Here is a 23,442-nt window from a genome sequence, read left to right as displayed (position 1 = left end):
GCCCTTCAGGGGCCTGCGATGAAGCTGTCCTGGTAGCCCGGGTCCTCCACCTCGAGCGCGGCCGGGGTGGCCGCGAGCGGGCGGATCGTGTCGAGCATGACCGCGAGCTCGCTCGTCGCGCGGCTCCCGAGGCTCGCCTCGTACGCGCCGGGGTGCGGCCCGTGCGGGACGCCGGCCGGGTGGTGCGAGATGCTGCCGGGGCCGACGCCGCGGCGCGAGGTGAAGTTGCCGCGGCAGTAGAACAGGAACTCGTCGCAGTCGACGGACGAGTGCGGGTAGGGGCAGGGGATCGCCTCCGGGTGGAAGTCGACCGGGCGCGGCACGAAGCTGCAGACGAGGGCGCCCCGCGCCGCGAACGTCCCGTGCCAGTCCGGCGGCAGGTGCACGAGCCCGACGCGCGCCTGGAAGCGCTCGATCGGGAACGCGAACGGGTACACCGTCCCGTCCCAGCCGACGACGTCGAGCGGCGAGCGCTCGCAGGCGAAGCCGTGGAACGCGCCGCCGCGCTTCACGACGAGCGCGCGGATGCCCTCGTCGAGCGGGCCGACGAACGTGGGCCGCCGGAAATCGCGGTGGGAGTAGGGCGCGTCCATCCGCAGCTGGCCGACCTCGTTGCGCCACTGCCGCGGGAGGTGGACGTCCGCGGCCTGGATCGAGAGCCAGCGCTGGGGCGCGGCGTCCGGGATGAAGCGGTGGAAGAGCCCCTTCGGGACGACGACGTAGTCGTCCTGCTCGAAGCGGAGATCGCCGAGCATCGTGCGCAGGACGCCGCCGCCCTGAGCGATGAAGAGCAGCTCGTCGGCGTCCGCGTTCGCGAAGTACACCGGGTCGGCGGCGTCCGGCTGGGCGAGCCCGATCACCACGTCGTCGTTGAAGAGCAGCGGCACGCGGCAGTCGATCGCGGGCCCGCCCCGCCGCGGCAGGTCCTGCGACCGGTAGTGCCGCTTCGCGAGCGGGCGCGGCGGCGCGGCGACCGGCAGCGCGAAGCCGTGCTCGGCCCGCGCGAGCCGGTGCTCGTGCGGCCGCCGCTCGTGGTAGGCGATCGTGTAGGGACCGTCGAAGCCCGCCCGCGTCAGGCACTCCTCGTAGCGGAGCTCCCCCGCCTCGCTCCGGAGGGCGACGTGGTGCTTCGGGGGGACGCTCCCGGCGACGACGCGATCGAGCATCAGCCGCGCCCCTCGGCCTTCTGCTGACGCTCGATGCTCTCGAACAGCGCCCGGAAGTTCCCGGCGCCGAAGCCGCGGTCCCCCTTCCGCTGGATGAGCTCGAAGAAGAACGGGCCGGCGTCCGGATCGCGGTGCGTGCCCGACGACTCCTTGAGGAAGATCTGGAGCAGGTACGACCGCGCGCCGTCGCCGTCGACCAGCACCTCGAGCTCGCGCAGCGCCGCCACGTCCTCGTCGAGCTGCCCGACGCCGAGCCGCTGCAGGCGCTCGGGCAGGAGGTCGTAGTAGGCGGCCGGGGTCGGCATGAACTCCACGCCGCGCGCGCGCATCGCCCGCACGGCGGTGAGGATGTCGTCCACGGCGAGCGCCACGTGCTGCACCCCGTCGCCGCGGTGCTCCTCGTTGAAGACGTTGATCTGCGAGCTCTTGAAGTGCGGCCGGTAGGGCTCGTTGTTGGCGAACTTCACGCCCGAGCCCGGATCCCACATCACGGCCGAGCGCAGGCCCGAGCCGTGGCCCGCGTCCTTGGTGACGTCGTTCGTGTGGAACGCGATCTTCCAGAACGGCTCGAGCCCGAGCACGTGCTCCATCCAGAGCAGGGCGGGCGCCATTGTCTGGAAGTTCGAGGTGATGTGATCGAACCGGGCGATCCCGAAGCGGTTCTCGCCGCCGCGCGGCGCGTCGTAGGCCACGCAGCCGGGGAACAGCGCGGGGTAGCCGCGCCGCTCCACGAAGCGGAAGGTGGTGTCCCCGAACGGCGTCGTGATCGAGAACGAGGCGAAGGTGCCCCCGCCCTCGGTCACCCGGTGGATCTCGTCGATCGGGGTGCCCCCGCGGCCGTCGAGCAGCCGGAAGGCGCGGTCCACGTCCTCGACCTCGAAGATGATCGTGCCCACCCCGTCGGGGTGCTTGCGCAGGTAGCGCCACGCCCGCCCGCCCTCGCCGATCGGCTGCGAGCAGACGATGGCGCACTCGCCGGCCTGGAAGACGACCGACCGCTGCGCCGCCGCCGCGCTCAGCTCCGGCGAGCTCGCGGCGGTCTCCTGGAAGTCGAGCTTCTCCGTGTAGAACCTGCGGCTCCGCTCCAGGTCGCGCACGTAGTAGTGCAGGGCCTCCACCCGCTTGATGCCGATCGACTCCACCTTGGCCATCCGGGTCCTCCGTCGCGAGGGGTGAACGCAGCGGGCGAGCTACGCGCCCGCGACGGCGTCGACCTGGCGGTCGGCGTGGGCCGCCTGGAAGGCGGGCAGCGCCATGCACGCCGCCTCGATCCGCGTGAGGGTCGAGAGCGGCGCGAGGTCGACGTCGTAACGTCGCGCATTGTAAAGCTGGGGCACGAGGAACACGTCCGCCACGGTGACTTGATCGCCGACGCAGAAGCGCCCGCAGAGCTCGCTCGCCGCCGCCTGGAACGCGGCGAGGCCCGACGCGATGAAGCGCCGCCCGAACGCCCGCTCGTCGCCGCCGAGCTCGTCCCGCACGTACTTCAGCGTGGCGGTGTTCTGCATCGGCTGCGTGCCGGAGTTGATCATCTCGGCGAGCTGGCGCGCCTTGGCGCGCAGGTACGGATCCGCGGGCAGGAGCGGCGGCGCGGGGAACAGCTCCTCGAGCAGCTCGATGATCGCCACCGACTGCGACACGCGCCGGACGGCGCCGCCCTGCTCGAACTCGAGCAGCGGCACCTGCGCCATCGGGTTCTTGGCCCGGTAGTCGTCGCGGAGCTGCTCGCCGCCTTCCCGGACGAGGTTCACCGGCCGGTACGTGTGCTCGATGCCCTTGTGGGCGAGGGCGATGCGCGCGCGCCAGCTGCACGAGCTGCGCCAGTAGCCGTAGAGCGTGAGCCCCGTGAGCGCGGCGCTCATCCGGCCACCACCCGCTGCGCGATGCGCCCGAACAGGCTCTCTCCCGAGCGATTCAGCATCTCGATCATGATCGTGTCTCCTGGCTTCATGAAGGGCGTCCTCGCCGCCCCGTGCGCGAGGACCTCGAGCATGCGCTTCTCGGCCAGGCACGACACCCCGCGCGCCGGATCCCGGTTCGAGACGGTGCCGCTGCCGAGCAGGGTCCCGGCCGTGAAGCTGCGGGTCCTGGCGATGTGCTCGATGAGGTCGAAGAACGAGAAGTGCATCTCCGGGCCGGCCTCGGGGTCGCCGACGAGCGCGCCGTTGTACGTGGAGCGGAGCCGCAGGTGGACGCGCCCGTCGCGAAGCGCGTCGCCGAGCTCGTCGGGCGTGATCGCGAACGGGGAGAACGCCGTCGCCGGCTTCGAGCAGAAGAACCCGAAGCCCTTCGCGAGCTCGGCGGGCACGAGGTTGCGCAGCGTCACGTCGTTGGCGAGCAGGAACAGGCGGATGTGCCGGTGGGCCTCGTCGCGGCGCGCGCCCTGCGGGGTGTCGCCGAGGACGGCGCAGACCTCGGCCTCGAAGTCGAGGCCCCAGGCCTCGTCGCGCAGGACGATGTCGTCGGTCGGCCCGAGGAGCACGCCGGAGCCGCCCTGGTACACGAGCGGATCGGTCGTGAGCGTCTCGGGGGGCTCGGCGCCGCGCGCCCTGCGCACGAGCTCGATGTGATGGATGTACGCCGACCCGTCGATCCACTCGTACGCGCGGGGCAAGGGCGCGGCGAGCTCTTCCACGGCGAGCGGGGCCACGGCCGCGCCGCCGCGCTCGATGTCGTCGGCGAGGCGGCGCAGCGCCGGCTCGGCGCGCTCCCAGTCGTCGAGCGCGGCCTGGAGCGTGGGAAAGGCGGCGCCGGCCGGCGCGTAGGCGAGGCCGTCGCGGCGGACGACGACGAGCGTGCCGTCGCGGCCGGGGCCGCGGAGAGAGGCGAGCTTCATGCGGGGGCGAGCTCCTGGTGCGGTACGGTGCTCTCATCGTCTCCGCTTGACAAGCACGAGGCCGCTCGCGCCTGCTAGTGCAGTGCCCCTTGCGTCGCGCGCAGCGAGCGACCGGGTGACCGGCTGAACGGATCTGCATGAATACCGGACTCGACGTTTTCTCGACGCTCCACCACCTGGTGCAGCGCGCCATGGCCAGCCTCCCCGGCGCGCAGCGCGGCGGCCTGCTGGTGCGCGCGGGACGGCGGCTCGTGTACACGGCGACCGTGGGGCTCGACGGCATCCTGCCGGGCAAGCTGCGCACGCCGTCGGACGGCGGGCTGCTGAGCGCGTCGGCGCCGTTCGGTCCGGCTGCGGCGCCCGAGGCGGCGCGCGGCCCGTGCCTCGTCCCCGCGGCCGCGTGGTACCGGGCGCACCTGCCCGAGGTCGCGGAGCGGCCCGGCTGGCCGCCCGAGGGCGCGTACGTGCAGGTCGTGCCGGTGCCCCTGTTCGGAGGGCCGGGCGCCTACCTCGCGCTGGAGCAGCCGGACGACGCGCCGCTCTCGGGCCCGTACCGCGCGCTCGTGGAGTCGGTCGCGGAGAGCGCGGGCGCCGCGCTCGAGCGGCGCGGCCTGTTCGAGGAGAAGGCGCAGGTCGCCCAGGAGCTGCGCCTGCTCGAGGAGGTGCTGAGCTCCGTCGCCGAGTCGGTCGATCTCGTGGAGCTCATCGAGACGCTCGCGGACGGGATCCGGAGCGTGCAGACGGGCCCGCGCTGGGGCACCATCGACCTCGCCATCTTAGAGGACGCGGGGCGCGAGCCCGCGGCGGACGCGCGGCGCACGCTGCGCCTCTACAGGGCCCCTCGCCGGCCGATGACGGCGTACTGGAACAACGTGCGCGACGGCGCGCTGGCCGCGGGGCGGGATCTGCGGGTGGCGGTGGGGTTCAGGAGCGGGGTGGGCGCCGACCCCGCGTCGCAGGAGGCGCTGTTCGAGGAAGGGCTCCGCCGGGGCGTGAAGGGCATCGCCGTCGCGCCGATCGATCCGGCGGCGCTCGAGCCGCTCATCCGCCGCGCGGTCGCGGCGGGCGTCGCCGTGGTCGCGATCGACTCGCCGACCGTGGAGGGCAGCGCGGCCCCGGTCTACATCGGGACCGACAACCGGGCCGCCGGCAGGCTCGCGGGCGAGGTGATGCTGCGGCTCCTGCCGCAGGGCGGCCTGGTCGTGACCCAGGCGGCCTCCTTCGCCGTGTCCAACGCGGGCGAGCGCCTCGCGGGCTTCCGCGAGGCCGTCGCCGGCTCGGCGATCCGCATCGGCGCGCCCCTCGAGAACCACTTCGACCCCGCGCGCGGGGTCGAGCTCGCCACCTCCGCGCTGCGCGAGGGTCCCGAGATCGCCGGCGCGTTCGGGGTGTGCAGCGAGAACGGCCCGAGCTTCGGCGCCGCCGCGGTGACGCTCGGCCGGTCCGGGGATCTCAAGCTCGTCGCCTTCGACCTCATCACGCCCACGGTCGCCATGCTCCAGGACGGCGTGGTCCACGCCGCGGTCGTGCAGCGCGAGTACGACATGGGGTACCGCGGCGTGCAGGTGCTCTACGACATGGCCACGCGCGGCGTCGAGGCGGCGCTCGAGGCCTTGCCGGCGTCGCGCTTCATCGACACGGGCCTCGACGTCGTGACGGTCGAGCGCACGCCGTTCTCGGTGGCGCTGTCGGATCACCTCGCCATGAGCTCCGCCCGCCGGATCACGAACCGCCGGCTGGGCGCGTCGGGCCGCGGGCGGCCGCTCGAGTTTCTGGTGATCGGCATGGCCGAGCGCGAGAGCCTCGTCGACGACGAGCGCGCGCCGATCGTGGAGGACTCCCTCGTGGGCCGGGTGATGAGCTCGTGCAGCTCGCTCGTCATCGACACCGCGTCGAGCGAGTACCAGCACTTCAGCGACGTCGCCGAGGCCCGCTGGAACGGCGCGCGCACGCTGGTCGGCGTGCCGCTGCTCTCCCGGGAGGCGGTCCTCGGGGTCCTCATGCTGAGCAGCCCGCGGCCCGACGCGTGCTCGGCGAACGATCTGGCGCTGATCGAGCGCGTGGCCTCCGTCGCGGCCGTCGTGCTCGAGAACGCGCGGCTCCTCTCGCGGATCAAGGAGCGGACGCGGGAGCTCGAGTCGCTGAGCCGCCGCCAGGAGGCGCTCCTCGACACGATCGCCGCGATGTCGAGCCCGGCCGTGCCGATCGCGCCCGGCGTCCTCGTCATGCCGATCGTCGGCACGCTGGACGCGCAGCGCTCCGGCCGCTTCATCGAGGCGATGCTGCAGGAGATCTCCGAGCACAAGGCGCGCGCCGTGATCATCGACGTGACCGGCATGGCGGTCGTCGACGCGAGCGCGGCGAGCCACATCGCGCAGGCGGCGCGCGCCGCCGCGATGCTCGGGTCCGAGGTCGTGCTCGTCGGGATCGCGCCGGAGGCGGCGCGGCTCATGGTGGATCAGGGGCTCGATCTCGGGGGCATCGTCACCCGCTCCACGCTGGAGCTCGGGTTCTCGTACGCGCTGGGCAAGACGGGCGGGCGGGTGGTCTACCGGCGCTCCTGAGCCGCGGCGCCCGCGCCCTCGGGCCGCGCGGTCAGCGGTCCCGGCGGAGCTCGACGGCGGCCGCGACCAGCGCGGCGATCTTGGGGACGTCCACGTCCTTGGCCGAGCGGATATGGACGTTCCTGGCCTGCTTGGCGTCGCCGGTGAGCAGGCCGCTCGGATCGGGCAGCTCGGCGCCGTGCTCGAAGCCGAGGTTCACGCCGAAGCGCTGCGGGGCGAGCCAGCAGATCTGGTGCTTGTGCGCCTCGCCCATGCGGAAGCTGATGATCCGCCAGCCTGGATAGACGTGCTCGTGCACGTCGGGGATGATGCGGAGGAGCAGCTTGCGCACGCGCAAGGTCAGCTGCTGCGCTGCGGGAGGGTACTCGCTCAGCAGAGCGGCCACGGCCGGGTCGTCCGACACGATCTTCTCCGTCTACTCGGTCTACTCGGTTGCGGGCAGGCCCCTCGGCCGTTCGTCCTTCGCGATCCAGACGGTCTTGATGTTCACGAACTCGCGCAGGCCGTACGACGAGAGCTCGCGGCCGTAGCCGGACATCTTGACCCCGCCGAACGGCAGCCGCGGGTCGGACACGACCATCCCGTTGATGAACACCTGGCCGGCCTCGAGCTCGTCGATCAGGCGCTCGCGCTCCTGGGGGTCGCGGGTCCAGGCGCTCGCCCCGAGGCCGAACCGGGTGGAGTTCGCCATGTGGATGGCCTCGTCGAGGTCGGCGGCGCGGAAGACGGCGGCGACCGGGCCGAAGAGCTCGTCGTCGGCCGCGGGGGAGGGGCTCCGGACGTCGGTGAGCACGGTCGGCGGGAAGTAGTTGCCCGGCCCTTTCAGCCGCTTGCCGCCGGTGAGCAGGAGCGCGCCCGCGGCCACCGAGGCCCGCACCTGCTCCTCGAGCTCCGCGGCGATCTGCGCCGTGGCGAGCGGACCGACGTCGACCGACGGGTCCATCGGATCGCCCACCCGGAGGCGCCGCATGGCCGCGACGAAGCGCTGCTCGAACTCCGGCACGACCGACTCGTGCACGATGAAGCGCTTCGCAGCGATGCAGGACTGGCCGTTGTTGATGATGCGCGCCTTGATCGCGGTCCCGACGGCGGCGTTGAGGTCGGCGCTCGGCAGGACGATGAACGGATCGCTGCCGCCGAGCTCCAGCACCACCTTCTTGAGGTGCTTGCCCGCGTGGGCGCCGACGCTGCGCCCCGCGTTCTCGCTGCCGGTGAGCGTCGCGGCCGCGATGCGCGGGTCGGCGAGCAGGCGCGGCACCACGTCGGTCCCGGTGAGCAACGCCTGGAAGGCGCCCTCCGGGAAGCCGGCCCGGCGGAGGATGTCCTCGATGGCGAGCGCGCAGCGGGGCACGTTCGACGCGTGCTTGAGGAGGCCGACGTTGCCGGCGACGAGCGCCGGCGCGGCGAACCGGAAGACCTGCCAGAACGGGAAGTTCCACGGCATGATCGCGAGCACCGGGCCGAGCGGGTGGAACGCCACGTAGCTCTTGCCGGCGTCGGTGGCGACCTCCTCCGGGGCGAGCAGGCGCTCGGCGTTGTCGGCGTAGTAGCGGCACACGGTCGCGCACTTCTGGGCCTCGGCGACGGCGGAGCCGATGGTCTTGCCCATCTCGAGCGTCATGAGCCGCCCGAGCTGCTCCTTCTCGGCTTCCAGGATCTCGGCCGCCCGGCGGAGCTTCTGGGCGCGCTCGGCGACCGGGGTCTGCCGGAAGCTGCGGAACGTGGCGTGCGCGCGCGCCACCTTCTGCTCCAGCGCCGCCGACGAGAGGGGCTCGAAGGTCTCGAGCGTCTCTCCCGTCGCTGGATTGATCGTCGCGATCGCGGTGTTCACGGATGTGCCTCCTCTTCGAGCTTCGAGCGCCGGGGGGGCCGCGCCCCGTCTCCTGCCAGCCGAGAGCGCGCCGAGCGATCCCGGCAGGCGAGCTTGAGCCAGACCTGCCTCGTCTTGCAATGGTCAGCGAGGACGAACCCGCCTCTGTTCCCGCTGCCGCGTCGATGCGCCACCTGCGAGCGCAGGGTGGGGGCGGAGGGGGGTCGCCATCGCACGTCCTGTTCATTACGCAGAGCGGGATGGCCCGCAGCGGACCCCCTGCCGTCTTCGACGCGGAGCGCGCGGGTTCAGCCCGGGCGACGCGGGCCGGCGAGCGCGCGGCGCTCGCCCCGCCCGCCCCCGACGATGCCGCCGGCCTGCTGTCCCGTGCGGGCGAGCTGGAGGTAAGGGTAAGGGCGCTGGAGTCGCTCCTGTGCGCCGGCGTGCCCTTCATGGTGGCGGGGGCGTATGCCTTCTTTGCGTACACCGGCATCTTCCGGGACACGAAGGATCTCGACGTGATGCTGGACGAGCGGGAGGTGCCGGCGGCGTTCAGGGCGCTCGAGCGGGCCGGCTTCGAGACGTCGCTGATCGACCCGCGGTGGATCGGGAAGGCGTATGCCGGCGATCGCTTCATCGATCTCATCTTCTCCTCGAGCAACGGCCTGGCCGTGGTGGACGGCGGCTGGTTCGAGCACGCGCGCCCGGCGACGATCCTGGGGCACTCCTGTCTGATCGCGCCGGTCGAGGAGATCATCTTCACGAAGGCGTTCGTGGACGAGCGGGAGCGGTACGACGGGGCCGACGTGAACCACCTCATCTACGCGTGCGGCGACGAGATGGACTGGGAGCGGCTCCTCGACCGGTTCGGCCCGCACTGGGAGGTCCTGTTCGCGCACGTCACGCTGTACCGCTTCGTCTATCCCGGCGCGCGGAGCCGGGTGCCCGAGTGGCTCGTCGCCGAGCTCTGCCGGCGCACGCTGGAGCAGTCGCGGGCCGGCGACGCGCCGCTCCGGGTCTGCCGGGGGAACCTGATCAGCCGGCAGCAGTACGCGCACGACTACGAGGAGCTCGGGCTCGTGGCTGCGCCCGCCGGTCCCGCGCCCGAGCCCGAGGTGGCGCTGGGGTCGCCGTGCCGGAGGCGCCGGCGGTCCGGGGCGGCGCGGCGGCGCGTCGGCGACCCGGGGGCGCAGGTCCGCGAGGCGGCGCCGGGCGGCGCGGATCGTCTGGGGGCGGAGGTCGAGGCGGCGCGGCTCCGCAAGCCGGGATCATGAGCGCCGTCGCCGGGGGCAGCGGGGATCACGGCAAGCGGCGCGTCGCGGCGGCCTCGGACCTGCATTGCCGGCCGGAGCACGCCGGCAGGATGCGCGAGCTCGTCAGGGCGGTGAACGCGGAGGCCGAGCTGCTCGTCCTGTGCGGCGATCTCACCGATCGCGGCCACCCCGAGGAGGCGAAGGTGCTGGCCGACGCGCTCTCCGGGCTGTCGGTGCCGTGCGCCGCCGTGCTCGGCAACCACGATCTCGACCGCGGCGCGGGCGCCGAGGTCACGCGGCTCCTCGGCGACGCGGGCGTCGAGGTGCTCGACGGGGATCACCTGATCCTGCGCGACGACATCGGGGTTGCGGGCGTCAAGGGGTTCATGGGCGGGTTCGGGAGCGCGACGCTGCAGGCGTTCGGCGAGGGCCCGCTCAAGGCCTTCGTCCAGGAGGCCGTGACCGAGGCGCTCAAGCTCGAGGCGGCGCTGTCGCAGCTCGACAGCGACAAGCGGATCGTGATCATGCATTACACGCCCATCCCGGAGACGACGGTCGGCGAGAACGTGGAGATAAGGCCTTTCCTTGGGACGAGCCGGCTGGTCGCGCCGATCGATCTGTACGGCGCCGACGTGGTGTTCCACGGCCACGCGCACCACGGCGCGCTCGAGGGGCGCACGCCGAGGGGGACGCCGGTCTACAACGTGGCCATGCCGTTGCTCAGGAAGCTCACCGGGCGGTCGTTCCTCGTGCTCGAGGTGTGAGGGCGCGCGCCGGATGGAGTCTCCTCTCGGGTCCTCATGACGAAGCCACGAGCGCAGCGGGAGCACCGGATCGGGGTGATCTCCGACACGCACGGCCTGGTGCGTCCGGAGGCGCTGGCCGCGCTCGAGGGCTCGGAGCTGATCGTGCACGCGGGCGACGTCGGCGGCCCCGAGGTGCTCGCCGCGCTCGCGTCGATCGCGCCCGTGACGGCGGTGCGCGGCAACAACGACCGCGGGCGCTGGGCGGACGGCTTGCCGGAGCGGGCGACGGTGCGGGTCTCGGGCGCGACCCTGCTCGTGCTGCACGACGTCAAGGAGCTCGGTCCGGGCGACGGCGCGGCGGGGTACGCGGCGGTGGTGGCGGGGCACTCGCACCGCCCGGGGATCCTGGAGCGGGACGGCGTGCTCTTCCTGAACCCCGGGAGCGCGGGGCCGCGCCGCTTCAAGCTGCCGCTGTCGGTCGCCCGGCTGATCGTGCGGGGCGCCGCGGTGACGGCCGAGATCGTGCCGCTCGAGATCGCGCCTTGCTAGGGGCGCCGGCCTCCGTGCTCCTGCAGGAAGTCCCGGATCGCGCCGAAATAGGCGGGCGCGAAGAGGAGGATGTCGTTGTGGCCGGCGCCGTTGATGAGGCAGAGCTCCTTCTCCTCGTGGGGGACGGCCGCGTGGTTCTCGCGGGCGTGGAACGGCGGGAGCAGGCTGTCGTGCGCGCCGTGCAGGGTGAGGACGGGGATCTCGACGCGCTTCAGGAGCTCCGGGTTGGAGAAGCGGCGGTGCGCCTCGTCGCGCAGGTCGCCGAGGTCGATCTGGAAGAGGGCGAGGAGGTGCCGGACGTCGCTGAAGCCGCTCTCGAGGATCAGCGCGCGGTAGGCGTGGCCGCGTTCGCTGGCGATGCGCGACGCGGGCGAGCTGCCGAGCGAGCGCCCGAAGAGCAGCGGCTCGGGCGGCCGGTCGAGGCCGGCGGCGCGGCTCTTCTCGGCGAGCTCCCGCTCGAAGAAGTCGGCGACCTTCGCGGGGTCGTCGTGGAGCGAGCGCAGCGTCGGCCGGCCGCCGCTCCAGCCGTAGCCGCGGTAATCGACGATGAAGAGGTTGAGCCCGATGTCCCGCCACATCTCGGCGATGTCGTCGTAGTCGGGGACGGTCTCGCCGTTGCCGTGGAAGGCGAGCACGGTCGGGCGCTGCGGGTCGGCGAGGTGCCATCGCGCCCCGACGGCGACCCCGGGGGCGACGGGAATGTCGTAGTCCGTCGCGCCGCCCCGCGGGATCTTCCTCACCTGCCTGGGATAGAAGACGCCGGCGGCGTCAGGGCTCGCTTCGAGCGCGCGAAGGAGGGAGTCGAGCTGGCTGTCGGGATCGTTCGTCGGCATGGATGACAGGTTCCGTGGAGGTCGGCGGAGGCAGCGGGCGTGTGAGGATACGTCGCGGCGGGGCTGGGCGGTATGCGTGGTGGACGTGCGCGAGGGCGGCAGGGCGCGCGTCGCGGCTGTAGTGCGGCCTAGGTGGCCACGATCACGCCCTGCACCGCGGGCTCGCCGTACTCGGCGCCGCCGGTGCGTACGACGAGGTTCGGGAGGATCTCCGCCACGCCGGCGCCGTGGGTATGGCCGCAGAGCACCTCGATCCGCCGCTCCGGGTGCCGCTCGGCGGCCTCGCGGATCGCCTCGCCTGCCGCCTTGCAGGTGAAGTGCGGGAGCCAATCGTCGTTGGAGATCTGACCTTCATGCCAGCAGGCCTCCTTGAACGGCGGGACGTGCGTGGCCACGATCACGCGCCCGTACCGCTCGAGGGCTTCGGGAAGGACGCGGCGGAAGTACGCCGCGGCCTCGTCGCCGAGGCGATGCAGGGTTTCTCTCCGGCGGTCCCGATCGAGGAAGGCGAGCTCCTTGATGAGCACGTAATCGTTGAGCGTCACGGGCGATCTCTCGTAGTTGCCGAGTCGGGCGTCGGCCCAGCCGTCGTGGCCGACGAGGGCGGTGTCCGGGCCGAGCTCGATCGGTGGAATCGACGGGAGCCACCTGAGCCACGGGGACGTGGCGGAGAGCTCGGCGGCCAAGGCGCGCACGGCGGCGATGCTCCCGCGGTAGAAGTCGTGGTTGCCGAGGACGAAGTAGAGCGGGCGCTCGATGGCCCGGGCGACGGTCTCGAGGAGGGGGCGGAGGCTCGCGGCCTCGGCGATGTCGCCGGTGAAGAGGACGGCGTCGGAGGCCGTGGCGGCGAGGGTCGCGCAGAAGCCGGCGAGTTCCTCGCGAGAGAGGAAGTTGAGGTGGACGTCGGTCGCCCAGGCGAGGCGGAGCGGGGTCGGCGCGGGCATGGTGCAGGGTAGCCCCGCCGGGGAGCGGGCGGAAGCAGAGCTACTCTTCGCTGTCCTCTTCCACAGCCGGCACGAGCTCGATGTCGATCTCCTGAGGAACGAAGTCCTCGCATTCCTCGCTCATGACGGGCGTGAGCGTCTGCGCGAACTCCTGGTAGCCTGTCCCGGAGATCTCCACCCGCGTCACCCCTGCGGTCCACAGCTCGCAGACGAGCTCCTCCAGCGCATCGGGGGGAGGCTTCGCGCGATCGACGGCGCACACCACGTTGGCCTCGTCGAGCGTCTTCCAGGTGCTCGGGTCGTTCAGGACGAAGGTCGGTTCCTCCGCCGCGCTCCACGCCACGTGAACGGCGGTGTCCTGCGGGACGGGGGCGCCTCTCGCGCGCACGGCGATGGTGAACATCGCCTGTCGCGGCCCCATCGGGCAGCCGTCGGCGCCGCCCATGCCCGAGCCGCCGGCCCCGCCGCCCCCCGGCGCCTTGCAGGCGCCGACGGAGGCGAAGGTCGCGAGCGCCGCCGCGGCGAGCGCCGCGAGGGCCGTGAACGATGGGGCTCGACTTGGCGCGAGGGGAAGGCGTGCAGGCACGAAGGCGAGAGGGTAGGGGGGCGACGCTGGCAAATCCAGCGAGAGCAGGGTTTGTACAGGACGTCCGTCTGAGTCCCGCGCCCCCGCGCCGCGGGCGCTCTCCAGCTCAGCCCTGGGCCTTGAGCTCCGCGATGTCCTTGAGGAGCGCCTGCTCGTGCCCGTCAGGCTTCACCTTCAGGTAGGTCTTCCGCAGCACGCCCTGCGGATCGACGACGAAGGTCGTCCGGTCCCAGTAGAAGTTGCCCTTCCACTCGCTCTGCCCGACGCCCGCGGCCTTGAGGAGCTCGTGCTTCGTGTCGGCGAGCAGATCGATGGTGAACGAGAACTTGTCGCAGAAGCTCTTGTGCGACGCGACGTCGTCCTCGCTCACGCCGACCACGGCGACGTTGGCCTTGTCGAAGTCCTCCTTGGAGGCCGTGAACGACTTGCCCTGGATGGTGCAACCCGGCGTGTCGTCCTTCGGATAGAAATAGACGACGAGCCATTTGCCCGCGAAGTCCTCGAGCTTCACGGTCTTGCCGTCCTGGTTCGGCAGGGCGAAGCGCGGGAACGGCTTTCCAATCTCAACGCTCATCTTCTCTTTGCCTTTGGCTGTGGGCCGGAGGTCGGCGCCTCCTGGCCGGTGACGGTCCCGATGTGGTGGAGCGGCGCGGCCTGGGCAATCCTCCCGCCGCCCGCGCCGGCTCAGCGCGGGATGAGCCCGCGGAACCAGGCCGCCACCGACGAGGAGGACTCGTCCTGGTGGAGCGACTCCGGCCCTTCCAGCTCGTCGGCGAGCCCGCCGAGCGGCCCCTCGCTGCGCGGGGGCGGCGAGCTCGAGTGGGTCTGCCCGTGGAGCAGGCTCGTGGACCCGTCCAGGGTGGGCAGCAGGTTGAGGCCGCTGCCGCTCGAGGTCGGCTCCTTCGTGAGCGACTTGAACTCGAGGAGCATCATGTCGATGAGCTCGGCGATCTTCTGCGTCCCGTCGACCGCCCGCGCCGGCCCGCCCTTGGCGCGCTCCACGAGCGCGGCCACGTCGTCCTCGCTCACCGGGCGGCCGAAGCGGTAGAGGAAGCGGGTGAGGTCGCGCCCGAGCTCGCGCGCCGTGTGGTAGCGGGCCGCCGGATCGCGGGCGAGCGCGCGGCGGATGATCTGCTCCAGCTCGCGCGGCACCTCGCCGTTGATCTGCTGGAGCGAGGGGACCACCGCGTCGCGCACGAGGCGCACCGTGATGTAGTCGGAGTCGCCGAGGAAGAGCCGGCGCCCGGAGAGCATCTCCCAGAGGATGATCCCGAGCGCGAAGATGTCGACGCGCTGGTCGACGCCCTGCTCGAGCACCGTCTCCGGCGCCAGGTAGCCGAACTTCCCCTTGATGATGCCCGCGTCGCTCTCGGCGAGCTGGCTCGACGCCTTCGCGAGCCCGAAGTCCACGATCTTCACCTCGCCGTAGCGGGTGATGAGCACGTTCGCCGGGGTGATGTCCCGGTGCACGATCTGGAGCGGCTTTCCGTCCGCGGTCGCGAGCTCGTGCGCGTAGGCGAGGCCCTGGCACATCTTCGCGGCCATGAACGCGGCGACCTCGACGCTCATCGGCCGGCCCACCTTCTTCTGGTGCTCGAGGAGGGCCCGGAGGTCGGCGCCGTCGACGTACTCCATGACGATGAAGTAGGTCCCGTCGCCGACGCCGATGTCGAACACCGACACGACGTTCGAGTGCGAGAGGTGCGCCGAGAGGCGCGCCTCGTCGAGGAACATCGCGATGAACTGCTCCTTCTTGCTGAGCTGCGGCAAGACGCGCTTGATCGCGACCTGCTTCTTGAACCCCTCGATCCCCGCGCTCTCGGCGACGAAGACCTCCGCCATGCCGCCGGAGGCGAGGCGCTTGATGACCCGGTACCGCTGCTGCTCGGACATGCCCTGTCTGTCGTCCTCCCGCCCCGTCCCGTCTCGTGGGCCCAGTCTAGCGGCTCGGGGCCGGCGGCGGATGAAATCCATGCGGCGCCGCTCGCGCGCCCCGGGTCACCGGAACGTGGCGAGCGCAGCGACCGCCGCGAAGGAGAGCCCGACGAGCGCGGCGAGCGCGAGCACCGACAGGATCGGCTCCGCCCGTACGGTGGCGAGCAGCCGGCCGCGATCTTCCCTGGACAGCGGCGCCCCGTCGGCTCCGTCCTCCCCCTCGCCGCCCGACGCTGCGGCGAGGTGCGCTGCGAGGCGCCGCCGCGCCGTCCGGGCGCGAAGCGCGAGCAGGAGCATCTCGGCGACCCCGGCGGCGCCGAGCACCACGAGGCCGGCGCGCCGCGCCCGCGAGGCGCGGGCCCGCTCGCGCGCCTCCGCCGCCGGCACCCCGTCCGCGAGCAGCGTCACGCGCCGCGGCGCGACCGGGCTCGCGGCGGGCGAGAGCGGCCAGGCGACCGTGCCCGCGCCTTGCTCGTACGGGTCGCTCGCCACGACCGCCCATGCCGCGGCGCCGGGCGGCTGCCGGTCCGGGAGCGCCAGCGTCCCCGAGAAGAAGCCCCCGCCATCGGCCGCGAGCGGGACCACCGCCCCGAGCAGACGGCCGTGCGCGCCGCCGATCGAGACGTAGGCGTGCGGCTTCGGCGCCGGCGAGGTCAGCCGGAGCTCTGGCCGCTCGCCCGCGAGGCCGCCCGGGTCGAGCCAGATCGCGCCTGGGATCACGGGCAGCCTCCCTTCCCAGGAGCCGCTCGCGCCCCGCGCCCCGGGCGGCGCCGCGCTCCCGGGGCGCGCCGCGCGCAGCGTGAGCTCGACGGTGTGCGCCAGCGGCCGGATCGTGAGCTCCGCGGCGCCCCGCGCGTCGGCGGTGATCTGCGCCGGCCCGCCGTCCTGCCCCGCGAGATCCGCCCCGACGGCGCTCGCCTCCACGCGCGCCCCTGGCACGGGCGCTCCGTCCTCCGTCTCGACCGTGACGCGCACCGGCTCCGGGAACGGCGCTGCCATGGCGCCGCGCGCGACCGTGACCCGCAGGCGGAGCTCCCCGTGCGCCGCGCCGGGCAGCGCGCTCGCGTGCGCCGCGCCGGGCAACGCGCTCGCCTCCGCCGCGGGGAGCGGGGGTGAGAGCGGCACCTCCTGCTCCAGGAGCGCCTCGCCGCCCCGCCGGATCCGCACCACGACGGGCGCCTTCAGCCCGCCGCCTGCGCGCAGCAGCGCCTCGCCGATCCCGTCCTTTCCGGTCGAGCCGCTCCACCCCGCGAGCGGCGCCCCCCCGGACGTCGCGCTCACCTCGATCGCCGGCAGCGCCGCCGGATCGTCGGCGCCGTGGAGCCGGCGCACCCCTTCGATGCGGAGCGCGAGCGCCTCGCTTCCGGCGACGGGGGCGCCCCACACCCGCACGCCGGTGGCCATGCGCTGCGCTCCTGGTCCCAGGAACACGACCGCGGCGAGCCCGATGCTGAGCGCGGGCAGGACGTAGGTCGCCGCGTCGGGCATCGATCTCATGGTCGTCCCAGCATACCTCTCCGTCCCTGCGGCGCGGGCGAGCCTCGGGTCGGGCTGGCTGCTCGTCCGGAGCGCTGGCGGTCGTGCCGAGCCCCTTTGCGTCCGGGCGTCTCCTCCGATAGGAAGCCGCCGATGGCAGCCGACAGACCGGTGAAGCGCAAGCGCAAGGGCTCGGGGTCCACGGGGCAGGGGGGCGAGGTGCTCCTCCGGCAGCGGACCGATCCGCGGAGCGAGCGTCGTTTCGAGCCCAAGGCGTCGCTCGAGCTAGCCCTCACCTTGCTCGGCATGTCCGTCGCGGCGCTCCTTGCCGGTGCGGGGGTTTACGGCCAGTGGTTCCGGGGCGAGGAGGCGGGCGCGCACCCTGCTGCCCCGTACCTGCTCGTCGGTGCGCTCCTCCTCGGCGCCGCGGCGGGCCTGTTCGGCCAGTGGTCGATGAAGCCCGTCCGCGTCGGCGACGCCGGCGTGGCGCTCGAGAACGGGCCTGGCGAGATCGAGCGCATCGGCTGGAGCGAGGTCACCGGCCTGCTGCTGTCGGAGTCGGCGCTCACGGTCCAGGGCGGCGGCACGGTGATCGCCATCCCGCTGCGCGCGCATCTCGCGGCGGCTTCCCGCGTCCTTGCGGAGGCGAGGAAGCGCATCCCCGGCCGCGTCGCCGACATCAAGGAGGACGCCCTGCCTGCGCCCGACGACGCTGCCGGCGAGGTGCGCCCGCTGGAGCCGCCCCAGGTGGCCGGCCTTCACTGCAAGGCCACGGACAAGCTCATCGCCTTCGAGGCCGACGCCCGCCTCTGCGGCCGCTGCGGCGAGCTCTACCACAAGGACGGCGTTCCCCCCCGCTGCAGCACCTGCGAGGCCCCGCTCCGCTGAGCGACCGCCGCACGGCGCTCCGCCCCGAGCGCCGTGCCCCGCGCGCCGCGGCCCCTCAGAGCCCGAAGCGCGCCGCGTTCTCCCGGAGGAACGCGATGTACACGTCCGCCTCCTGGTGCGACGCCACCTCGCCCGCCTCGACCGCCTGCTCCAGCGCCCGCTTGACCTCGCCCACCCGCCGCGACGGCGGCAGCCCGAACGCCTGCATGATGGCGTCGCCGATGCCGCTCGGCAGCGGCGGCACCACCGCGTCCTCCGCCTGGACATGCAGCACCCGCTCGGCCAGGTCGTTGATCTGCTTCAGCCCCTTCCGCTTCTTCTCGGGCCGCTTCGTCGTGATGTCCGCCCGCGACAGGTCGAGCACGTCGTTCAGGCAGCTGCCCATCTCCTTCGCGAAGCGCCGCACCGCGCTGTCGGTCCACGACGGGTCGTACTGGCTCGCCCGCAGGTGGTGCAGGATCAGGAAGCGGATGCTGCCCTTCAGCGGCTCTTCCTTCGCGAACAGCGGCAGCCGCCGGTCGATCTTGTCGAACATGCGCGCGCCGACCTCGGCGTGGCCGAAGAAATGGACCTCCCCCGACGGCGAGATGGTCCGCGTCCTCGTCTTGCCGATGTCATGGAGCAGCGCCGCCCAGCGGACCTCGAGCCTCGGCACCGCCTGACGCACCACCTGCTTCGTGTGCTTCCAGACGTCCTTGTGGCGCCACTCCCCGTCGCCGAACCCCACCATCGCCTCGACCTCGGGCAGCATCGCCGCCAGGGCGCCCGACTCGAGCAGGGCGTCGAGCCCGGCCTCGGCGTCGTCGCTCATCATGATCCGGTCGAGCAGCTTGCGGACGTCGGGCAGGTAGATCGCCGCCGCCGCCTTGAAGTCGGCGGGGCGCCCCGAGATCACCCTGGTCGAGGGGCGTGGCTCGGCGGCCGCCTCGGGCTGCGCGGGCTCGGCCCTCTCTGCTCGCTGAACGGCCCACTCGAGCGCCTCCATGGCCCGCTTCGGGCTCGCTTCCTGGGTGAGAATCTCCTGCACGCTGTCCTTCCACACTTTCGAGGTTACGGGATCGCCCGCGGCGCGCCGGTCGCGCGGCCCCCACGGGGGTCCGCCGGTTTAGAGCCAGCCGGTACTCCGCGCAATGGTTCGTCGCTCGGCGCCGGTTCGTCGCGCCGCGCGCCGCGTCGGAGCGCGCCGCGTCGGGGCGCGCAGGTCCGCCGGAGACGGCGCGTCAGGTGCGGAGGAGCCTGCCCACGTGGTCCCTCTCCCACGCGAGGGCGCGCTCGTAGTCGCGGAAGAGCCGCTCGCGGGCGAGGAACTGGGGCGGGTGGAGCATCCGGCGCCCGTTGCCGTGGCTCGCGGGCATCACGTGGTGGAGCATCTCGTGGTAGATGACGTAGGAGATGAAGTAGCGGGGGACCCAGGGCCGGTCGAGCACCGGGTGGATGCGGATCAGCCGCTCCACCGCCGAGTAGCTCCCGAGCTTGATGGTGCGCCGCGGCTTCCGCGCCTTGGTCCGCTTGCCCCAGGTGATCAGCGCGTCGACCACGCCGCCGAAGTACGTGTGGTTCACCTTCTGGAACAGGGTCAGCAGATCGTGCGTCCGCCCCTGCGTCGAGAGCGGCGTGCTCACCGGCCGGCTCGCCCGGATGCGATGGCCGTTCTCGTCGATGTACTGGCCGACCAGGAGCGACGCGGCCCGGTCCTGGTTCACCACGTACCGGACGAGCGCATCCTGAACGACCGCGGGCGCATCCAGGAACATGTGGTGGACGCGCGCCTGCAGGATCCCCTCCCGCAGCGAGGAGGAGATCATCTGCCGGTAGTTGTCGGTCACCGAGAGGAGCACCGGCCGCTTCTGGGCCAGCTCCAGGCGCCGGACGAGCGCCTGGCGCGCCCCCTCGTGCACGTAGATCTGCGGCTGGCCCGGCGGCAGGGCGATGTCGAGCGGGTGGTGGCGGGGGTCGGGCACCCGGACGACGGCCCGCGAGACGCGCGGCCACAAGGAAGAGGGTGCTGCGCCCTTCCCACCGCTGCGCGACAGACGGCCTGGAGGGGGTTGAGCGAAGGGGAAGACCATCTGTCCCGCCATCTCAATCCTCCTTATTTGGGCGTATTCTCGGGTGGGATCCTTGTCAAGCGAGCGGCCGAAATCATCGAAATCATTCGGATTTGTGATTACGTAAGCAGGGGGCCGGCCCCGCCTGCGGGGGTGCGGCGGGCCCCCTGGCCGCGGCCCGCCCGCGATCTGGATTTCCACCGCAAATTCATGGACTTGCCTGGGCCCCGACGGCGCGGCGACGAGCCGCTCCGGTCGAGCCGGCTCGGGTCGCGCAGCCTTCCGCCTCGGACGCGTGCGTCTGCTCCCGCTGCCTCCCGATGCGACGGCGCGCGCACGGCGCGTCCACGCTAGGCGAGCTCGCGCGGGTCGAGGATCCGCGTCGCGCGCCAGCGGTCCTGCGCGCGCGGCGCCGGGTCGGGCTCGAGGGCGACGATCAGGGCCGTGGTGAAGCCGCGGAGGACCAGGCCGGGCGCGCCCCGGCCTGACGCGTCGACGAGCGTCCGGACGAGGTGCTCCACGTTCGGCTGGTGCCCGACCAGGAGCGCGTCGGCCCCGCCCCGGGCGAGCGCGGCGACGAGCGCGAGCGGGAGGTCGGCGTCGACCGAGAGCTCGTCCCGGACCTCGACCTCCGGCGCGCCGCAGCGGGGCGCCGCGATCTCGGCGGTCTCGCGGGCGCGCGCCAGGGGGCTCGAGAGCACCCGCGAGAGCGGGGCGCCGCCCCGGATGCGGTGCAGCTCGATCGCGACCCGCTCGACGCGGTCGCGGCCCTCGGGGGTGAGCCTCCGGTCCGCGTCCCGTCCGCTCGCCGCCCGGTCCTCCGCCGGGCCGTGCCGCATCACGTAGAGGTGCATGGCGGTGGCGGCCCGCGTCAGTTCGTCTTGCCCGGGGCGCGCCGGGCGTCCTGGCCGGACGGGGCCGCCTCGCCGCGACCCTTCGCCTGCGCGGGGGGCTCGGCCGCGGCCGCTCCGCCCTTCGGGCCGGCGGCCGCGGCGCCGTTCGCCGCGGCGCCCCCGCCGGCGCGGGAGATGCCGTGCTTCGCGAGGACCATCGCCTCGATCTTCTCGAGCACCGCCGGGTGCTGCTCGAGGTAGGAGCGGGCGTTCTCCCGGCCCTGGCCGATGCGCTCGCCCTGGAACGAGAACCAGGAGCCGCTCTTCTCGATGATGCTCGCCTCGGTCGCGAGGTCGATGACGTCGCCGCTGTGGCTGATGCCGTGGCCGTAGAGGATGTCGAACTCCACCTCGCGGAACGGGGGGGCCATCTTGTTCTTCACGACCTTGACGCGGGTCCGGTTGCCGACGACCGCCGGCTCCTTGCCGCCCGCGGCCGCCTCCTTGATCGCGCCGATGCGGCGGATGTCGAGCCGGACCGAGGCGTAGAACTTGAGGGCGTTGCCGCCGCTCGTCGTCTCGGGGCTGCCGAACATGACGCCGATCTTCATGCGGATCTGGTTGATGAACATCAGCAGGCACTGCGAGCGGGAGGTCGTCCCGGTCAGCTTGCGGAGCGCCTGGCTCATCAGCCGGGCCTGGAGGCCGACGTGGCTGTCGCCCATGTCGCCCTCGATCTCCGCCTTGGGGACGAGCGCGGCGACGGAGTCGACGACGATGATGTCGACGGCGTTCGAGCGGACCAGCATGTCGGCGATCTCGAGCGCCTGCTCGCCGTAGTCGGGCTGCGAGATGAGCAGCTCGTCGGTCTTCACGCCGAGCTTCTTGGCGTAGTTCACGTCGAGGGCGTGCTCGGCGTCGATGAACGCCGCCGTCCCGCCCGCCCGCTGGATGGCCGCGATGGCGTGGAGGGTGAGGGTCGTCTTGCCGCTCGACTCCGGCCCGTAGATCTCGACGATGCGGCCGCGCGGGTAGCCGCCGATGCCGAGGGCGATGTCCAGGCCGAGCGACCCGCTCGGCACGGCCGCGACCTCGTCGTGCAGCGTCTGCCCGTCCTTGAGGCGCATGATCGCCCCTTTGCCGTACTCCTTCTCGACGCTCGCGATCGCGAGCTCCAGGGCGGCAGACTTCTGCTTGGTGTTCTTCTCGTCGCTCATGCGTAACCTCGGGGCGGGGGGCCGAAGGGAGGGGGAGACCGAAGGGGATCACGCTGCCGGATCCCCGACGTGCGGGGCAACAGTTTCCGGCAGCTTTACTGTCCGGTTGTTCAGGAAGCAAGACCCCCGCCTCCCGGATAGGACCGAAAACGTCCGCGCGACGGCCCGGCCGGCCCGGCCGGATGGCCGGCGCGCGCGGCCGCCGCACGCGGCGCCGCGCGATGATCGGGCTCGCGCGGACCGCCTCCGGAGAAGGCGAGGACGTCGCGGTCGGAAGCGCTGTTTCCCGGCTGCTGTGGAGTCTCACAATCCGGGCAACAATCGTGATCGTCGCACACCCGGAACCCTGGCGGACTCTTCATGTGTGGGCCACACCTTCCGAGTGGGGGGCGGGGGCCGCTTTTTCCCGGGGTTTTCCCTGGGCCGGTACGAGTTCGTCCTGCGGGTGGCCGCAGGCGAGACGGGGGAGGTCTGGGCGGGTCGGCTCAGGCGCGAGCACGGGTTTCAGAAGCTCTTTGCCATCAAGGTGCTTCACCCCGAGCTCTCGCCCGACCCCGACGCCGTGCGGATGTTCCTCGAGGAGGCCGCGCTCGCGGCGCGCATCCGGCACCCGAACGTGGTGCCCGTCGTGGATCTCGGCGAGGAGGGCGGCACCCTCTTCTATGTCATGGAGTGGGTCAGCGGCGAGCCCCTCTCGGCGGTGCTGCGCGCCGCGCGCGGGCGCCCGGCGCCGGTGCTCGCCGCGGCCCGGCTCGCGTACCAGATCTGCGCGGCGCTCGACGCGGCGCACGAGCTCCGGGACGAGGTCGGCAACCCCCGGGAGCTCCTTCACTACGACGTCTCGCCCGACAACGTCCTCATCACGTCCGAGGGGCTCGTCCGCCTCGTCGATTTCGGCATCGCGAAGTTCGAGGAGGAGCGGCTGTCGGAGCGCCGGCCTTCGCTCCGGGGGGACGGCGGGCGCGCCTTCGCCGCGGCGGCGGGCGGCGAGGGGGGCGCGCTCCTGTTCCGGAGCAGCGCGCCGTACATGGCGCCGGAGCACATCCGCGGGCAGCCGTGCGACCGGCGGGCCGACCTCTTCGGGGTGGGGGTGCTGCTCTACGAGCTGCTCTCGGGCGCGCACCCCTTCCAGGCCGACGACAGCGAGAGCACGATGACCCACATCGCGAGCGAGCGGCCCGCCGCGCCGCTGTCGTCGCGCGCCGTCCCGTCCCGCCGCGGGTTCGCCGAGCGGCTGAGCGCGGCGCCGCCGCCCGAGCCGATCCCGCCCGCGCTCGATCGCCTCGTCTCCGAGGCGCTCGCCAAGTCGCCCACCGCGCGCACGGCGACGGCCGCGCAGCTGATGCGCGCGCTCGAGGAGGCGGTCCCGGGCGCCGCGCACCCGGGCAACGACGCGCTGGTCGCCGCCTGGATCGGGCAGGTCCTCGGGAACGCGTCCCACCTCCGCACGCAGCAGCTGCGCGCCGCGCTCGAGTCGCTCGATCCCGGGGGCGGCGCGGCCGACGAGGCGGAGCCGCTGCCCGCCTGGCGGCGGTGGGCGCAGGCGGCGTGGGCGTTCGGGGCCGCCGTCCTCGGGGTCGCGCTCGCCGGGACCATGGCGGTGAAGGACAGCCCGCTCCCGCCGGCCGCGTTCACCGCGCCCGCCGGGCCGCGCGCGGACACCGCCGCGAGCAGCCTCGGCGCGGCCCCGCGCCGCCGAGGCGCGGCGATCACGCCGCACCGGAGGTGAGCCAGCGCCGGGGCGAGGTCCCGCGCCGT

22 protein-coding genes are annotated in these 23,442 nt (G+C 73.1%); 6 read left to right on the top strand and 16 right to left on the bottom strand.

From position 1 onward, the window contains the following. Nucleotides 1-5 precede the first annotated feature (5 nt). Genes WME83_RS36375 through WME83_RS36360 form a run of 4 tightly spaced genes read right to left on the bottom strand, consistent with a single transcriptional unit; the run spans nt 6 to nt 4,002 of the window. On the bottom strand, nt 6-1,166 hold the full coding sequence (locus WME83_RS36375; RefSeq protein ID WP_437314297.1) for a homogentisate 1,2-dioxygenase: 1,161 nt from the start codon (nt 1,164-1,166) through the stop codon (nt 6-8). After that, complete coding sequence (locus WME83_RS36370; RefSeq protein ID WP_437314296.1) at nt 1,166-2,317, bottom strand: 4-hydroxyphenylpyruvate dioxygenase family protein; 1,152 nt, start codon at nt 2,315-2,317, stop codon at nt 1,166-1,168. Before WME83_RS36370 ends, WME83_RS36375 begins: the two co-directional genes overlap by 1 nt. Before the next feature lie 39 nt (nt 2,318-2,356). Further along, on the bottom strand, nt 2,357-3,028 hold the full coding sequence (maiA, locus tag WME83_RS36365) for a maleylacetoacetate isomerase (protein WP_437314295.1): 672 nt from the start codon (nt 3,026-3,028) through the stop codon (nt 2,357-2,359). Next, the gene (locus WME83_RS36360) at nt 3,025-4,002 is read right to left on the bottom strand and encodes a fumarylacetoacetate hydrolase family protein (RefSeq protein WP_437314294.1); all 978 of its coding nucleotides are present in this window, start codon (nt 4,000-4,002) and stop codon (nt 3,025-3,027) included. Before WME83_RS36360 ends, maiA begins: the two co-directional genes overlap by 4 nt. A 137-nt stretch (nt 4,003-4,139) precedes the next feature. On the opposite strand from WME83_RS36360, the gene WME83_RS36355 reads away from it, so the two are divergent. Next, nucleotides 4,140-6,566 carry a substrate-binding domain-containing protein gene (locus WME83_RS36355; protein WP_437314293.1) on the top strand — a complete coding sequence of 809 codons (2,427 nt, stop codon included), beginning with the start codon at nt 4,140-4,142 and terminating at the stop codon, nt 6,564-6,566. A gap of 31 nt (nt 6,567-6,597) precedes the next feature. On the opposite strand, the gene WME83_RS36350 is transcribed toward WME83_RS36355, so the two are convergent. Then, the gene (locus WME83_RS36350; protein WP_437314292.1) at nt 6,598-6,969 is read right to left on the bottom strand and encodes a DUF1801 domain-containing protein; all 372 of its coding nucleotides are present in this window, start codon (nt 6,967-6,969) and stop codon (nt 6,598-6,600) included. A gap of 21 nt (nt 6,970-6,990) precedes the next feature. After that, nucleotides 6,991-8,397 (bottom strand): NAD-dependent succinate-semialdehyde dehydrogenase, encoded by a 1,407-nt coding sequence (locus WME83_RS36345; RefSeq protein WP_437314291.1) that lies wholly within the window; start codon nt 8,395-8,397, stop codon nt 6,991-6,993. 239 nt (nt 8,398-8,636) lie between these two features. Between WME83_RS36345 and WME83_RS36340 the strand changes: the two genes are divergently transcribed. From WME83_RS36340 to WME83_RS36330, 3 genes are read left to right on the top strand one after another with little or no spacing between them, the layout of a single operon-like run. Next, a complete protein-coding gene (locus WME83_RS36340; RefSeq protein WP_437314290.1) occupies nt 8,637-9,650 on the top strand; it encodes a hypothetical protein in 1,014 nt (337 codons plus the stop codon). Beyond that, entirely contained in the window at nt 9,647-10,393 is a 747-nt protein-coding gene (locus WME83_RS36335) for a metallophosphoesterase family protein (protein WP_437314289.1), read from the top strand. Before WME83_RS36340 ends, WME83_RS36335 begins: the two co-directional genes overlap by 4 nt. Before the next feature lie 36 nt (nt 10,394-10,429). Continuing rightward, complete coding sequence (locus tag WME83_RS36330) at nt 10,430-10,924, top strand: metallophosphoesterase family protein (protein WP_437314288.1); 495 nt, start codon at nt 10,430-10,432, stop codon at nt 10,922-10,924. On the opposite strand, the gene WME83_RS36325 is transcribed toward WME83_RS36330, so the two are convergent. The 6 genes from WME83_RS36325 to WME83_RS36300 form a co-directional block, all read right to left on the bottom strand. Continuing rightward, complete coding sequence (locus WME83_RS36325) at nt 10,921-11,757, bottom strand: alpha/beta hydrolase (RefSeq protein ID WP_437314287.1); 837 nt, start codon at nt 11,755-11,757, stop codon at nt 10,921-10,923. The two genes, WME83_RS36330 and WME83_RS36325, sit on opposite strands and share 4 nt — an antisense overlap. 128 nt (nt 11,758-11,885) lie before the next feature. Beyond that, nucleotides 11,886-12,701 (bottom strand): metallophosphoesterase family protein, encoded by an 816-nt coding sequence (locus WME83_RS36320; RefSeq protein WP_437314286.1) that lies wholly within the window; start codon nt 12,699-12,701, stop codon nt 11,886-11,888. A 40-nt stretch (nt 12,702-12,741) separates the two neighbouring features. Further along, nucleotides 12,742-13,287: a hypothetical protein gene (locus tag WME83_RS36315; protein WP_437314285.1), complete on the bottom strand. Its 546-nt coding sequence runs from the start codon at nt 13,285-13,287 to the stop codon at nt 12,742-12,744. A 106-nt stretch (nt 13,288-13,393) separates the two neighbouring features. Beyond that, nucleotides 13,394-13,861, bottom strand: coding sequence for a peroxiredoxin (locus WME83_RS36310; protein ID WP_437314284.1), 468 nt, complete (start codon nt 13,859-13,861; stop codon nt 13,394-13,396). A 110-nt stretch (nt 13,862-13,971) separates the two neighbouring features. Beyond that, on the bottom strand, nt 13,972-15,180 hold the full coding sequence (locus tag WME83_RS36305; protein WP_437314283.1) for a serine/threonine protein kinase: 1,209 nt from the start codon (nt 15,178-15,180) through the stop codon (nt 13,972-13,974). Between the two features lie 105 nt (nt 15,181-15,285). Further along, entirely contained in the window at nt 15,286-16,719 is a 1,434-nt protein-coding gene (locus WME83_RS36300; protein ID WP_437314282.1) for a hypothetical protein, read from the bottom strand. Nucleotides 16,720-16,851: 132 nt separating this feature from the next. Here WME83_RS36300 and WME83_RS36295 point away from each other — a divergent pair, with 132 nt between their 5' ends. Further along, nucleotides 16,852-17,586 carry a hypothetical protein gene (locus tag WME83_RS36295; RefSeq protein WP_437314281.1) on the top strand — a complete coding sequence of 245 codons (735 nt, stop codon included), beginning with the start codon at nt 16,852-16,854 and terminating at the stop codon, nt 17,584-17,586. Nucleotides 17,587-17,641: 55 nt separating this feature from the next. Here WME83_RS36295 and WME83_RS36290 read toward each other — a convergent pair whose 3' ends face one another. The 4 genes from WME83_RS36290 to recA all read right to left on the bottom strand — a co-directional run bounded on the left by WME83_RS36290 (nt 17,642) and on the right by recA (nt 21,684). Then, nucleotides 17,642-18,613: an HDIG domain-containing metalloprotein gene (locus tag WME83_RS36290; protein WP_437314280.1), complete on the bottom strand. Its 972-nt coding sequence runs from the start codon at nt 18,611-18,613 to the stop codon at nt 17,642-17,644. Between the two features lie 193 nt (nt 18,614-18,806). Further along, nucleotides 18,807-19,667 (bottom strand): hypothetical protein, encoded by an 861-nt coding sequence (locus tag WME83_RS36285; protein WP_437314279.1) that lies wholly within the window; start codon nt 19,665-19,667, stop codon nt 18,807-18,809. A 317-nt stretch (nt 19,668-19,984) separates the two neighbouring features. Further along, the gene (gene sixA, locus WME83_RS36280) at nt 19,985-20,488 is read right to left on the bottom strand and encodes a phosphohistidine phosphatase SixA (RefSeq protein WP_437314278.1); all 504 of its coding nucleotides are present in this window, start codon (nt 20,486-20,488) and stop codon (nt 19,985-19,987) included. 17 nt (nt 20,489-20,505) lie between these two features. After that, nucleotides 20,506-21,684 carry a recombinase RecA gene (gene recA, locus WME83_RS36275; protein ID WP_437314277.1) on the bottom strand — a complete coding sequence of 393 codons (1,179 nt, stop codon included), beginning with the start codon at nt 21,682-21,684 and terminating at the stop codon, nt 20,506-20,508. A gap of 445 nt (nt 21,685-22,129) precedes the next feature. On the opposite strand from recA, the gene WME83_RS36270 reads away from it, so the two are divergent. Further along, entirely contained in the window at nt 22,130-23,413 is a 1,284-nt protein-coding gene (locus tag WME83_RS36270; protein ID WP_437314276.1) for a serine/threonine-protein kinase, read from the top strand. Nucleotides 23,414-23,442 lie beyond the last annotated feature (29 nt).

The organism is Sorangium sp. So ce385 (assembly GCF_051474135.1).
Lineage (GTDB): Bacteria > Myxococcota_A > Polyangia > Polyangiales > Polyangiaceae > Sorangium > Sorangium cellulosum_D.
This window is presented reverse-complemented; position numbering and strand designations above follow the sequence as displayed.